Origin of the sequence: Tellurirhabdus rosea (genome assembly GCF_026278345.1) — a bacterium.
Lineage (GTDB): Bacteria > Bacteroidota > Bacteroidia > Cytophagales > Spirosomataceae > Tellurirhabdus > Tellurirhabdus rosea.
The window spans coordinates 4166989-4180818 of record NZ_CP111085.1 but is presented as its reverse complement, the minus strand read 5'-3'; the positions used below and the strand labels follow the sequence as shown (position 1 = coordinate 4180818).

The window sequence follows — 13830 nt, the reverse complement described above, 5'->3', positions numbered from 1 at the left end:
CCTGTTTAGCCTTATGAAAAAATCACTTTCCATATTCCTGCTGGCCGCCAGCCTGACGGCCTGCAACACCCTGGATCTGAACCCGCTGTCCGAACCGTCGACCGGCACGTTCTATTCCAACCAGACCGAACTCGAACTGGCCGTCAACGACCTTTACCGGCTCGATTTCTGGGGTAATGACAACGAGCAGTTCACCGATAACTACTGGCACCGCGGGCAGCTGGGCAATGCCGTGACGTTCGGGACGATGAACGCCGAAGACGGCACCGTGCAGTCGTACTGGACGAACTGCTACAAGGCTATCGCCCGGGCCAATACCTTTCTGGCCAACAAGGACCGCGCGGCAGCCAGCACGCCTGCCCCGGTGATTACGACGCTCGAAGCCGAAATGCGGCTCATCCGGGCGTATCAGTACGCCCGGCTCATCACCCATTTCGGCGATGTGCCGCTGGTGACCAAACCGGTATTGCTGGAAGAATCGTACAGCGTAACGCGGACGCCCCAGGCCGAAGTGCTCAAATTTATCTTTGACGAACTGGACTTTGCCATCGCCAGCCTGCCGCAGTCGTACCCGGCCTCGGCCGTCAAACGGCTCACCAAGGGCGCGGCGCTGGCCGTGAAAGCCCGCACGGCCCTGTATACCGGCAACTGGGCCGTCGCCCGCGATGCCGCCCTGGCCATCATGCAGTTCACCGGCGCGGGAGCCTATAGCCTCCATCCCAATTACAGCCAGCTTTTCCTGAAAGCGGGCGAAACCAGCAACGAACTCATCATCAGCATTCCCCGCGACGAAGCGCAGAAGGTCTTCACCTCGGGCACCAACGTCCGCGACCAGCTGCCCCGGACCACGGGCGGCTTCGGAGCGCAGATTCCGACGCGGGAAATGGTGGACGCCTACGAAGCCCGCGATGGCAAGCCCATCGACGAATCGCCGCTGTACAACCCCCGCGACCCGTTCCGCAACCGCGACCCGCGCCTGACGGCCAGCATCGTGGAGTTCGGCACGCAGTGGCTGGGCTACTCCTACCAGCCGCACCCGGATTCGGTGACGATTTTCAGTTCCAAGGACAACCGGCGCGTTTCGAACCTTGACACCCGGACGGTGGCCGCTTTCGCCAGTTTTACGGGTTTTCTCTGGAAAAAAGGCATCGACCAGTCGTGGGCTGACAAGCAGAGCGAAGATGCCGACGCCATCATCATTCGCTACGCGGAAATCCTGCTGACCTATGCCGAGGCGAAAATCGAACTCGGCCAGATCGACAACACCGTTTTGAACGCCATCAACCAGGTACGGGCGCGGGCCTACGGGGTGCCGGTCGGGCAGACGGCGGCGTACCCGGCCGTCACGACCACCAACCCGGCCGAATTGCGGCGCATCGTCCGGCGCGAACGGCGGGTAGAATTCGCCAAGGAAGGCCTCCGGTACATGGACCTGATTCGCTGGCGGCTGGCCGAAAAAGCCCTCACCCGCCCCGTCATCGGCCTGCCCGACCCGGCGGCCCAGAACCGGACCAAATGGCCTTTCCCCGGCGTGACGCCCCTGGACGACGACGACATTGCGGATTACACGGTCTTCGGGTCCGACGTGAAAGTGGTCGCCCAGCGCAGTTTCGACAAAACCCGGCAGTACCTCTGGCCCATTCCGTCGCTGGAACGGCGGGTGAATCCGAATCTGAGCCAGAATCCGGGATATTGAAGGAATGATTGAATGTTGAATGACTGAATGACTGATTGGGCGGTTCGCCGCGGTGAATGATTGAATGGGTGCGATTGAGCGCCGGATAACCTGAATAAATCCTTTCTTGATGAAAAAATACATGCTTATGGCCTGTCTGGCGGGGGGACTCTCGATGGTGGGGCACTCGGTGGCGGCGCAGGGAAACAAACGGCCTTCGTACAGCGGCATCTACCCGCATCTGGCCATGTACAACAACGAGGGCGAATGCGGAACGGGCGCGGTGGTGCCCTGGGCCGGTCGGCTGTGGGTGGTGACCTACGGTCCGCACCTGCCCAACGGCTCGTCGGACAAGCTTTACGAAATCACGCCTGACTTACAACAGGTTGTCCGTCCGGAAAGCCTTGGGGGCACGCCCGCCAACCGGATGATTCATCCCGAAAGCAACCAGTTGTTCATCGGCCCCTACGCCATCGACAGCAAAGGCGGCGTGCGGGCCATCTCCTACAAGGCCATGCCCGGACGGCATACGGGCAACGCCCGCCACCTGACCGACCCCAGGGGCAAAATCTATTACGGCACGATGGAGGAGGGCTTTTACGAAGTCGATGTCAACACGCTGATGCCGACGCTGCTCTACGAAGACGGCAACATCAAACACGAAAAAGGGGCCGACGAAACCAGCAACCAGCCGACGTCCCTCCTGCCGGGGGCGCACGGCAAAGGGCTGTATTCGGGGCAGGGCGTGATGGTGTATTCCAACAACGGGGAGTCCGGTCCGCAGGCGCTCCAGAAGTTTGATATCGAAGCCGGTTCGCTCGCCGAATGGAACGGCAAAAGCTGGAAGGTGGTCCGCCGCAACCAGTTCGTGGAAGTCACCGGCCCCGGCGGACTGTACGGCAACAAAAACCCCGACACGGACCCGATCTGGGCCACGGGCTGGGACCATAAATCGGTGCTGCTCGGCGTGCGCGACCGGGCCCTCGGCTGGCGCTTTTTCCGGCTGCCCAAAGCCAGCCACAGCTACGACGGTGCCCACGGCTGGAACACCGAATGGCCCCGCATCCGGGACATCGGTACGCCGCAGCAGGCCGACTACCTGATGACCATGCACGGCATGTTCTGGCGTTTCCCCGGCAGCTTTACGGCTTCCAGCACCGCCGGAATCCGCCCCCGCTCGGCTTATCTGAAAGTCGTCGGCGACTTCACCCGCTGGAACGACCGGCTGGTGTTCGGCTGCGACGACTCGGCCCAGAAGGAGTTTCTGAACGTGCGGAAGGCAAAAGGCTCCATCGAAGGCCCCGGCCAATCGAACTCCAACCTCTGGTTTGCTCCCCTGACCCTGCCCGACCAGCTTGGCCCGGCCACGGCCGAAGGGGCTTTGTGGCTCAACGAGGCGGTAAAGGCGGGCGAACCCTCCGAGCCGTTCCTGTTTGCGGGCTGGGCCAACCGCTCGGCCTGGGTGCAGAACCACGGCGACGCCGACGTGACGCTCACCTTCGAAGTGGACAAAGCCGGAAACGGCACCTGGACCCCGCTGCGGACGCTGACCGTCGCCGGAGGCCGGGCCGCCCAGACGGCCTTCGCGTCCAACGCGCCGGGCGAGTGGATCCGGGTGAAAACGGGCCAGGCCGCCAATCTCTCGGTGCACTTTGCCTACGCCGCCAACGACACCCGAACCACCGGTACGCCTCCGCTTTTTGCCGGACTCAGTTCGGTCGGTACGGTCAGCACCACGGGGGGCATGCTGTACGGGCTCGGTAAAAATCGCCGGGTGCTGGGGCTGGCGGCCCTGACCTACAACGGAGACAAGCCGACGGACGTGGGGTATTATGAACTGAACAGCGACATGCAGCTCGTCCGGAAGGAAGACACCGGGACGCATTCGTTCATCAAAACCAAATTTGCCATTCCCCGCCAGGTGGTGACCATCGACGAAGCGAGCGTACTGGTGGTCGATGACAAAGGGCGGCGCTGGCGGCTGCCGCTGGGCAACGAGGCGTATACCAACCTGACCAACGGGGCGGCGCTGCGGATTTGCCGGGAGGTGGCGACGGAACGGGACCTGTTCAACTGCCACGGCACTTTTTACGAACTGCCCGCCGAAAATGCGGACGGTTACGCCAAAATCCGACCGGTCGCCTCGCACAACCTGCGCATCAACGACTACGCCTCCTACCGCGGCCTGCTCGTCATGACGGGCATCGACCTCGCTTCTGCGGCCGGAAATGAGCACATCATCGTTTCGGACGACAAAAAAGCCGCCGTCTGGGCCGGGGTAATCGACGACCTCTGGAAGCTCGGCAAACCGACCGGACGGGGCGGCCCCTGGAAGGCCGCGGCGGTCAAAGCCGGGCAGGCGTCCGACCCTTACCTGATCGGCTTCTACGACCAGCGGAGCCTGCAACTGTCGCACCGGGCGGCGGCTCCGGTCACCTTCACGCTGGAAGCCGACCCCGTGGGCACGGGCGTCTGGATGCCTTACAAAACGTTTACGGTCGCGCCGGGGCAAACGACGACCTTCACTTTTCCCGTCGATTTTCAGGCCCGCTGGGTCCGCTTCAAAACCGACCGGGACTGCGAAGCGACGACGCTTCTGGTTTACAAGTAAGGGCGTGCAGCATACAAAAAGGGCCGTTTCTGATAGAAACGGCCCTTTTTGTATGCCAGCTAGACCCGTTCACCCACGCGCGCTAATCACTGCCCTCGTCATCGCTCCCAACATGCCCGTGTATAAAGCCTCCCGGCAATTCCTCCTGATCGTCCAGCGGTGTATTCCCCGGCTCGTGAGATCCCTCGTCATTTCTCGTCGAACCACCCGTTGAAGAGCTGCCCCCTGTTGTTGTTCCGCCGCCCTGGTCGTTACCGGGCGAATACCATTTTTGCGTTTTCATCGTAAATCTTTTCGAGTTTTCTGGTGTGGAATGGTTACTTATTTTGCTATAACCACCGCCGGGCGACTTGGTTTGTCAACTTTTCTCGGGTCGAGCTTTCGGCCCTGCCGAGGGGCTTCAGCCTGCCTGATAAGCGGGGGCGAATTCGCGCTGGGCGAACTGTTCCAGGGTCGTCGGCGTCGAGTTTTCCGGGGTGCGAACGAAACCTTCGGCCAGACTTCCGTCGTTGACGCGCTGGCAGAACTCCACATAGGCATCGGCCAGGGTCGGCTTCATGCCCATCTGCAGCATGCCTTCGCGGGCCTGTTCGTAGGAAAACGTCACCCAGGGCAGGTCGTCGCGGCCGATGGCTTTGCCGAGGGTGGCGGCCACTTCGTCAAACGTCAGGTCGCGCGGTCCGGCCACAAATTCATGACTCTGCCCGGTGAAGTCGAGGGCCAGCAGGCGGCGGGTGGCCACCTCGGCGATATCGTCGGTATGGACCATCGCCATCGGTTTGTTGCCGTCGATCGGGAAGCCGCCGAGGATGCCCGCCTGTTTCACCAGCCCGATGTTTCCCAGAAAATTCTGGAAGAAAAACCCCGCCCGCAGGTGCAGGACGTGGAGGCCGGTCCGGCTTTCGAAGGCTTTTTCCATGTGGCCCAGCCCTTTGACCACGCCTCCGGTCTCGGTCAGGTGGGCGCCCATGCTGCTCAGCGTAACCACGTGCGTCACCCCGCCCGTCTCCAGTGCCGCCACCAGCGCGTCGGCCGTCCGGCGCTGGTAGCCGGGGAAGTCGTCGGTGGCGAAATGGGGCGGAATCAGCGCATAGACGGCCGTAGCGCCGTCGAACGTCCGGCGCAGAAACGCCTCATCTTCCAGCGACCCGATGGCCGCCACGGCTCCTTTGTCCACCAGTTCCTGCAACCGCCCGGCATCCCGGCCAATAACCGTCACCGGCTTGCCGGCTTCCAGCAAATGAATGGCAACCTGTTTTCCCGTGTTGCCGCTTGCTCCTGTGATTACGTACATGATTGTTTCGGTAAAGTTTGATGTGCAAATGTGGCGCTAATAGTTTACATTTGTCAAGTAATCACTTTAAAGTGGCTTAGTATCCAAAAAGAAACTATTGACAAAATGGAGGCAACAGACGTATTGATATCGGCACCGGTAGCGAAAAAAAAGCTGGAAACGAACTGCCCCGTCACCCTGACGTCCGAGGTGTTGGGCGGAAAATGGAAGCCGGTGATTATTTACAACGTGTCGCGGGGTGTCAACCGGTTTGGAGAAATGCAACGGGCCATGCCGGGCATCAGCAAGAAAATGCTGACGCAGGAGTTGCGTGATCTGGAACGGAACGGCATTCTGAACCGGAAGATTTACGCCCAGATTCCGCCGAAAGTAGAGTACAGTCTGACCGACATGGGCAAGGCCACGCTGCCGATTCTGAACGCGATGGCCGACTGGAGTATGAAGTATCTGTTCCGATAAGCCGCTTTGCCGGGGCGGGCCGGTCAGACTTCGGCCGGAACCGACTCTTTTTCCAGCACGGTCGCCAGTTGGTCGATGAGTTCGTCGGCCAGCCGGTGGTACTGAATTTCGTCGAGCAGGCCCTGCCGGTAGAGCAGCAGCAGGTGGTCGAGGTCCTGTTCGATCCGGCTCCGCAGGCGGCGGTGGCTCAGTACCGGCGGCACCTGCGCCGGGCGGAAATCGCGCACGTACTCCCACAGCCGAACCGCCATCACGCAGCCAATCCCCAGAACGAGCGTTGCCAGAAGAATCACAAGCAGCATAGCCTAACCGTAAATAGTAACTTCATCGTTTATTCTCAGAGTGCCGCATCCAGCGGGAAGCCGGACCGAAATCCTCAGGGCGCTGAGGCAACTTAGAAATTTATTAGTCAAAAATACGCAGCTAATCCCGAAGCCTCTACCCTTTAACGAACAAAAGTTTTGAATAATGTACGTGCCAGCCCCCTCACAACCCGTTGGCCCAGAGCTTTTCCCTTATTTTTCATATACTGCCGAACGCGGTTTTTGTTTATCTCCGGGGCCACCGGCATCCGGCCGAGACCAGTCCCGCGGCCGGTGCGCCTGAAAAATCTGAAAAAAATTTTCTTTTTTTAAAACACTTAATCGACAGGGTGAGTTATGTATGTGTAAATCGCTTCCAGATGGGGATACCGTGAAACGTATCCGTTTTGAAAAGAACAAACCGGACGGAGTGCGGTTCAAAAAAAGCCAGGTGACATTCGTCGTCTGGCTTTACTTTTTCCCGGCGGTCGGCTGCCCGGGTGCCTAAGACTTTGCCCCTGTTTTCGCATTCCTGCCGGTTTGCCCGTATCTTGCCTTCACGGGCTCATCAGGAGTCTGCTTTTACCGATCATTTGCTCCTCTCTGCTTTATGGCAAAATTGTTGATTCAGTTTGCCCACCCGGCGCTGGAAAAGTCCCGCACAAACCGCATCCTGCTGGAAGCAGTCCAGGATCTGCCCTTTGTGACCATCAATGACCTGTACGAACTTTACCCGGACTTTGACATCGACATCGACCGCGAACAGGACCTGCTGCTGCAGCACGATTACCTTATTTTTCAGCACCCGTTTTACTGGTACAGTGCTCCGGCGATGGTCAAACAGTGGGAAGACCTCGTGCTCGAACACGGCTGGGCCTACGGCCACGAAGGCGTCGCGCTGACGGGCAAGAAGATGCTGAACGTGCTGACCGCCGGGGGCCGGAACGAAGCGTACCAGACTTCGGGCTACAACCGGTTCACCATCCGGCAGTTTCTGGCGCCGTTTGACCAGACGGCCACCCTTTGCAAAATGATCTACCTGCCGCCTTTTGTGGTCCACGGCACCCACCGGATGCCGGACGAAGGCATTCAGGAAGCGGCCCGGCAATACCGGTCGCTGCTGACCCGCCTGGCGGACGACGACTTCGATCCGGAAGCCGTTCGCCCGATGGCCTACCTCAACGATCTGATCACCGAACAGCAATCCCTATGACACAGTCCGTACTTTTTCAGGCGATGGTTTATTTGGCCGCCGGGGTTCTGTTTGTCCCCATTGCCAAGCGGCTCGGGCTGGGCTCCGTGCTGGGGTATCTGCTGGCGGGCGTTTTTATTGGCCCCGCCGTGCTCGGGCTGGTCGGGGAAGAAGGCCAGGACATCATGCATTTCGCCGAATTCGGCGTCGTGATCATGCTGTTTCTCATCGGCCTCGAACTGGAACCCGAACTGCTGTGGAAACTGCGCGTCCCGATCCTGGGTCTGGGTGGCCTGCAGGTGGTCCTGACGACGCTGTTGGCCGGCGGCGGGGCGCTGCTGCTGGGCCAGCCCTGGCAGGCGGCGCTGGCCATCGGGATGATCATCGCCATGTCCTCCACGGCCATTGTGCTGCAAACGATGAACGAGAAAGGGCTGATGCAGGCCGCCGCCGGGCAGAGCACATTTGCCGTTCTCCTGTTTCAGGACGTGGCCGTCATTCCGATTCTGGCCATCATGCCGCGACTGGCTACGTACCCCGTCGCCGAATCCGGCGAGGCCGCGCACCCGTCCGTGCTGAGCACGCTGCCCGAATGGCTGCAGCCGCTGGCGGTGGTCGGGGCGGTCATCAGCGTGGTGATGCTGGGGCGGTTTGGCATGCGGCCCCTGTTCCGCATCATCGCCCGGACGGGCATGCGGGAAGTTTTCATCGCCACGGCCCTGCTGCTGGTGGTCGGTGTGGCGCTGCTGATGCAGAGCGTGGGCCTTAGCCCGGCGCTCGGGGCTTTTGTGGCCGGGGTGGTGCTGGCCAACAGCGAGTACAAGCACGAGCTGGAAAGCGACATCGACCCGTTCAAAGGGCTGCTGCTCGGGCTGTTCTTCATCTCGGTCGGCGCTTCCATCGATTTCAACCTCATTTTGCAGAATCCGGCCCTGATCGTCGGGCTGGTCGCGGGCATCATGACCCTGAAAGCCCTGATTATCGGCCTTTTGGGGAAACGTTTCGGCCTGAGCACCGACCAGAACCTGACGTTTGCCCTGGCGCTGTCGCAGGTCGGCGAATTTGCCTTTGTGCTGCTTTCCTTTTCCCGGCAGAACGGCGTTCTCAGTGAAGAAACGAACGGCATCCTGACGGCCTGCGTCGCCCTGAGCATGGCCCTGACGCCGATTGTTTTTCTGGTCAACGAACGGCTGCTGCTGCCCCGCATCGGTACGCTCGCCAAACCCGACCGGGAGACGGATAACATCGAAGAGAAAAATCCCGTCATCGTGGCGGGTTTCGGGCGGTTCGGCAACATCGTCGGGCGCTTCCTGCGGGCCAACGGCGTCGAAACGACGGTCCTGGACTTCGACTCCGATCGGGTGGACGTGCTGCGAAAACTGGGACTGAAAGTGTATTACGGCGACGCTTCCCGCTACGACCTGCTCCGGTCGGCCGGGGCCGCTTCGGCAAAACTGATCATCATTGCGCTGGATTCGCCCGAGAAGTCACTGGAACTGGTCGAGACCATACGGAAGCATTTCCCCAACCTGAAAATTCTGGTGCGGGCCAACGACCGCGACGACGCCTACGATTTCATCGACCTCGGCGTGGACCATATCTACCGCGAAACCCTCGACACGTCCCTCCGGATGGGCGTCGATGCCCTGCGGCTGCTCGGCATGCGGGCGTATCACTCCGAACGGCTGGCGCGGCTGTTCCGGCGGCACGATGAGGCGGCGCTTCAGGAACTGGCCTCCGTACGCCGGGACAGTCGCCAATACTTCAGCACCGCCCGCCGCCGCATCCGCGAACTCGAACAACTGCTCGGCTCCGACACCCCCGACCGCTGGCTCAAAGGCATCGGCGAAGGCTGGGACGCGGAAAGCCTGCGGGAGGAAGCGAGGAGGAGTAGTGATTGAATTTTGAATGACTGAATGATTGAATGACTAAATGACTGATTTGCTCCGCAAGGTTCTGGATTTGGCGAAGCTATTCAGTCATTCAGTCATTCAATCATTCAGTCATTCCCCTAAGTAGACCCTCCCCGACATCCTCTTTTACCACTGACAACGAACCCGTTATCTTTGTGGAAAAATTCTGGCTCTGGCAATTTCTGGGGCGGCTTCATCCGCTGATTGTGCATTTTCCGGTCAGTCTGCTGACGGTGGCGTTGGGGCTCGAAGCCCTGGCCTGGCGTCGGCGGTCGTCGGACCTGCGGGCGGGCATCCGGGCGCTGGTCTGGATTGGGGCCGCCGGCGCGGTGGTTTCGGCGGGGCTGGGCTTTCTGCTGGCAAACGGGGAGGAGTATGGCGGCGACACGCTTACCGTCCACCAGTGGTCGGGACTGGCCACGACGGGGCTGGCGCTGGCCGCCGCGCTCAGTCTGCGGGCCCACCGGATGGCGCTCTACCGGAGCCTGTTGACCGTCAGTGTGCTGGGCGTCGTGCTGGCGGGCCATTACGGGGCGCTGCTCACCCACGGCGAAGATTACCTGACGAGCGTTCTGCCAACTCAGCAGCCCCCCGAAACGCCGGAAGGCGGGCGGAGCCGGTTTGTTTTTGCCAGCAATACCCAGACATTGACGGAAGAGCAGATCGGCGAGCTGAATCTGGAAGTCCGGTCGATTCTGGCCCATAACTGCTACAGTTGCCACGGGGCCGCGAAGGTCAAAGGCGGGCTGCGGCTGGACCGGAAAGAGACCCTTTTCAAAGGCGGGGAAGACGGCCCGGTGATTAGCCCCGGTTCGCCCGAAAACAGCGAACTGATTCGGCGCATCAGCCTGCCGACCGGCCACAAGGAAGCCATGCCCACCAAAGGCAAACGCCTGACCGAAGACGAAGTAGCCCTTTTGACCTTCTGGATTAAACAGGGCGCTCCTTGGCCCAAAGGTCCCGAGCGGAGCCTTTACCGCGTGGCGGCGCTCGAACCCCGGTTGCCCGCCCTGCCGCCCGAGGCACCCGGCGTTTCCAATCCCGTCGACCGGTTTGTCAACGTCTATTTCGACCAGCATAAACAGCCCTGGAAAGCGGTGGTGGACGACCGGACGTTTCTGCGCCGGGTTTATCTGGATGTCGTCGGCCTGCTGCCCACCCCCGAACAGACGCGGGCTTTCCTGACCGACCCACGCCCGCAGAAACGGGAATGGCTGGTCAGAGAACTGCTGAACCGGAACGAAGACTACGCCCAGCACTGGCTCACCTTCTGGAACGACGCCCTCCGCAACGATTATTCGGGAACCGGCTACATCACGGGCGGGCGCTGGGATATTACAAAATGGCTTTACCAGTCTTTAAAGGAAAATAAACCGTACAACCGCTTCGTCCGGGAGCTGATCAGCCCGTCGAAAGAGTCCGAAGGGTTCATCAAAGGCATCCGGTGGCGGGGGACCATCAACGCCAGCCAGCGCACCGAAATGCAGGCGGCGCAGAACGTGGCGCAGGTCTTTCTGGGCCTGAATCTGAAGTGCGCCTCCTGCCACGACAGCTTTATCAGCGACTGGAAACTGGAAGATGCCTACGCTTTCGCCAACCTGTTTGCCGACTCGACGCTGGAAATTCACCGCTGCGACAAACCGACGGGCAGGATGGCCGGACGCCGGATTTTATTCAAAGAACTGGGCGAAATCGACGGCGCTGCGCCTACGCCCGAGCGGCTGCGCCAGCTGGCCGACTACCTGACCCAGCCCCGAGACGGGCGGCTTTACCGGACAATCGTCAACCGCATCTGGGCGCAGCTGATGGGCCGGGGCATCGTCGAACCCGTCGATATGATGGACAACGAACCCTGGAGCCAGGACCTTCTCGACTGGCTGGCCTCTGATTTTGTGGCTAACGGCTATGACGTTAAGAAGCTCATGTACACGATTCTGACGTCCAAAACCTACCAGTTGCCGTCCGTGGCCGTCAAGGACCCGGCGCAGCTGACGGCCAAAGACTTTGTGTTTGAAGGGATGGTGCGGCGGCGGCTCACGGCCGAGCAGTTCTCAGACGCTGTGAGTCTGGCCTTCACGCCGCTTTATCCGGATTCGGCGCTGGCGGAAAAACGGCTTCCAGCGACCATCCGGCAGGAAATCCGCTTTCCGCGCGCTTCGCTCGTACTTAACGACCCGTTCCTGACCGCGCTGGGCCGCCCCAACCGGGAAACCGTCTCGACGGGCCGCATTTCGCAGGCCAGTCTGCTCCAGGCGCTCGAACTGACCAACGGCACCCAATTCAACCGGGCGCTGCAACGGGGCGCCAAGCAGTGGAAAGCCCGGTACCCGTCGTCGGACCTGCTGATCCGGAACCTCTACCGGCAAACGCTGCTGCGGGACCCCATACCGAAGGAACTGGCCGTGGCGCAGAAAGTGCTCGGTCCCCGTCCCAGTCCGCAAGGCATCCAGGACCTTGTCTGGGCGCTGGCCCTGCATCCGGAGTTTCAGTTGATATATTAGTTTAGGGTTTATAGTTTAGAGTTTATAGTTACTCCGCTATTCGACGAAAGCTGTGTTAAGCGAAGCAACCCTAAACTATAAACCCTAAACCATAACCTCTAAACCTTAAACCCCTAAAACCATGCACCGCCGCGCGTTTCTCCGCCACACTTCGGCTGCTGCCCTGGCTGCTATGGCTGCGGGCGCTCCGTTCTCTTCGGTGCTGACGGGCTGCACCCGCAAAGGGGGCCAGAGCAACGGGACCGCCGACACGGTAATCCTGCTCTGGATGGCCGGCGGCATGGCCCATACCGAAACCTTCGACCCCAAGCGGTACACGCCTTTCGAAAAGGGCATGGAGGGAAACCGGGTTCTGAGTACGTTCCGATCCGTACCCACGGCGCTGGACGGCATTCACTTTTCGGAAGGGCTGGAACGCATTGGCAAGGTGATGGACAAGGGGACGCTCATCCGCTCGTACGTCGCCGCCGATCTGGGCCACATCCTGCACTCGCGGCACCAGTACCACTGGCATACGGGCTACGAACCGCCGCAGACGGTCGCCGCGCCGCATCTTGGGGCCTGGATTGCGAAAGAACTGGGGCCGAAAAATCCGGCGATTCCCGCGTTCATCGACATCGGGCAGCGGTTCACCGTCGGCGAAGCGGAGGAACTGAAGGCGTTTCATACGGCCGGGTTTCTGGGCAGTGAGTTCGGCCCGTTCTTCATTCCCGACCCCAGCCAGGGCCTCGAAAGCGTACGGCCGCCCGTGGGGATGGACGCCCGACGCTTCGAGCGGCGGAACCAATTGTACAACGAGCTGATCAGCAGCGGGCCGATGGGCGAATTCGGCAGCGATTACCAGAAAGAATCCCTGCGGCGGTCGATGGAACAGGCGTACATTCTGCTCAATTCGCCCGAGGCAAAGGCGTTTGATCTGAGCACCGAGCCGAAAGAAAGCTACGCCATTTACAACACGGGCCGCTTTGGACTGGGCTGTCTGCTGGCGCGCCGCCTGACCGAGCAAGGCGCCCGTTTCATCAGCGTCACGACGGAATACGAGCCGTTTTTTGGCTGGGATACGCACGAAAACGGCCACACGCGGCTGGTGGACATGAAAAAGATGATCGACGGTCCGGTGGCGCAGCTCGTCAAAGACCTCGACAAATCCGGCCACCTTGACCGGACGCTGATTATTCTGGCCAGCGAATTCAGCCGCGACATGATGGTGGAAGGCCGCCCCGACGCCAAGGTGCAGGAACAGGTTTCCCAGCCGGATATTCTGTCGGACATGAAATTTTACGGCATGCACCGGCACTTCACCGACGGCTGCTCCATCCTGATGTTCGGTGGAGGCGTCAAAAAAGGCTTTGTCTACGGCAAAACCGCCGACGAACGGCCCTGCAAAACCATCGAAAACCCGGTCAGGATCGACGGCATCCACCAGACCATCTACCACGCCCTCGGCATCCCGCCCGACACGCAGTACGAAGTCGAAAAAAGACCGTTCTACACTACGCCGGACGGAAAAGGCAAGGCCGTGACGGAGTTGCTGGCCTGAAAGGGCCGGTACGCAAAAAGCCTGCGGAGAGCAGGCTTTTTGCATCTGTTATTGAAGCTAAAATCAGTTATCGGAACGCTTTTGGAGAAGGTTGCAGTCAAGCCAATTTTCACCTTCACTTGTTCTTTTAACAGAAACGAGAAGCTGTCGCTCTGCTGCCTCACGGCTTCGGTCAGGGCCTGAAGAGCCAGGGTGATGCGGCGCAGCCACCGCCCCGTCAGCCCATTGACCGCGGGCGCAACCGGCTGACGGGGCGGGCGGTGTCACTGACGGATACGTTAGAAAAGATTTATTCGCTCCAAATGCTAATTTCACCTAACCCCGCCGCTATTGCGTTAGTTGT

Annotated in this window: 9 protein-coding genes; 7 read left to right on the top strand and 2 right to left on the bottom strand. The window is 60.5% G+C overall.

The annotated features are described in order from the left end of the window. Positions 1-13 precede the first annotated feature (13 nt). A complete protein-coding gene (locus ORG26_RS17675; RefSeq protein ID WP_266364091.1) occupies positions 14-1696 on the top strand; it encodes a RagB/SusD family nutrient uptake outer membrane protein in 1683 nt (560 codons plus the stop codon). A 109-nt stretch (positions 1697-1805) separates the two neighbouring features. Beyond that, the gene (locus ORG26_RS17670) at positions 1806-4286 is read left to right on the top strand and encodes a hypothetical protein (protein WP_266364089.1); all 2481 of its coding nucleotides are present in this window, start codon (positions 1806-1808) and stop codon (positions 4284-4286) included. Positions 4287-4686: 400 nt separating this feature from the next. Here the strand turns inward: ORG26_RS17670 and ORG26_RS17665 are convergent, their stop codons facing one another. Continuing rightward, positions 4687-5580, bottom strand: a complete 894-nt coding sequence (locus tag ORG26_RS17665) for an NmrA family NAD(P)-binding protein (RefSeq protein WP_266364087.1) — start codon at positions 5578-5580, stop codon at positions 4687-4689. A gap of 105 nt (positions 5581-5685) precedes the next feature. Here ORG26_RS17665 and ORG26_RS17660 point away from each other — a divergent pair, with 105 nt between their 5' ends. Next, the gene (locus ORG26_RS17660; RefSeq protein ID WP_266364085.1) at positions 5686-6039 is read left to right on the top strand and encodes a winged helix-turn-helix transcriptional regulator; all 354 of its coding nucleotides are present in this window, start codon (positions 5686-5688) and stop codon (positions 6037-6039) included. 23 nt (positions 6040-6062) lie between these two features. Here ORG26_RS17660 and ORG26_RS17655 read toward each other — a convergent pair whose 3' ends face one another. Next, positions 6063-6341, bottom strand: a complete 279-nt coding sequence (locus ORG26_RS17655) for a hypothetical protein (RefSeq protein ID WP_266364083.1) — start codon at positions 6339-6341, stop codon at positions 6063-6065. Between the two features lie 610 nt (positions 6342-6951). Between ORG26_RS17655 and kefF the strand changes: the two genes are divergently transcribed. The 4 genes from kefF to ORG26_RS17635 all read left to right on the top strand — a co-directional run bounded on the left by kefF (position 6952) and on the right by ORG26_RS17635 (position 13487). Continuing rightward, positions 6952-7554 (top strand): glutathione-regulated potassium-efflux system oxidoreductase KefF, encoded by a 603-nt coding sequence (kefF, locus tag ORG26_RS17650; protein ID WP_266364081.1) that lies wholly within the window; start codon positions 6952-6954, stop codon positions 7552-7554. Next, on the top strand, positions 7551-9434 hold the full coding sequence (locus ORG26_RS17645) for a monovalent cation:proton antiporter-2 (CPA2) family protein (RefSeq protein ID WP_266364079.1): 1884 nt from the start codon (positions 7551-7553) through the stop codon (positions 9432-9434). Before kefF ends, ORG26_RS17645 begins: the two co-directional genes overlap by 4 nt. A 167-nt stretch (positions 9435-9601) precedes the next feature. Then, positions 9602-11947, top strand: coding sequence for a PSD1 and planctomycete cytochrome C domain-containing protein (locus tag ORG26_RS17640; RefSeq protein ID WP_266364077.1), 2346 nt, complete (start codon positions 9602-9604; stop codon positions 11945-11947). Between the two features lie 121 nt (positions 11948-12068). Beyond that, positions 12069-13487: a DUF1501 domain-containing protein gene (locus tag ORG26_RS17635; protein ID WP_266364076.1), complete on the top strand. Its 1419-nt coding sequence runs from the start codon at positions 12069-12071 to the stop codon at positions 13485-13487. The last annotated feature ends 343 nt before the right edge of the window (positions 13488-13830 follow it).

Coding starts and splice junctions, on each gene's coding strand:
- ORG26_RS17675 (WP_266364091.1), top strand. CDS start 14: ATGAAAAAATCACTTTCCATATTCCTGCTGGCCGCCAGCCTGACGGCC.
- ORG26_RS17670 (WP_266364089.1), top strand. CDS start 1,806: ATGAAAAAATACATGCTTATGGCCTGTCTGGCGGGGGGACTCTCGATG.
- ORG26_RS17665 (WP_266364087.1), bottom strand. CDS start 5,580: ATGTACGTAATCACAGGAGCAAGCGGCAACACGGGAAAACAGGTTGCC.
- ORG26_RS17660 (WP_266364085.1), top strand. CDS start 5,686: ATGGAGGCAACAGACGTATTGATATCGGCACCGGTAGCGAAAAAAAAG.
- ORG26_RS17655 (WP_266364083.1), bottom strand. CDS start 6,341: ATGCTGCTTGTGATTCTTCTGGCAACGCTCGTTCTGGGGATTGGCTGC.
- kefF (WP_266364081.1), top strand. CDS start 6,952: ATGGCAAAATTGTTGATTCAGTTTGCCCACCCGGCGCTGGAAAAGTCC.
- ORG26_RS17645 (WP_266364079.1), top strand. CDS start 7,551: ATGACACAGTCCGTACTTTTTCAGGCGATGGTTTATTTGGCCGCCGGG.
- ORG26_RS17635 (WP_266364076.1), top strand. CDS start 12,069: ATGCACCGCCGCGCGTTTCTCCGCCACACTTCGGCTGCTGCCCTGGCT.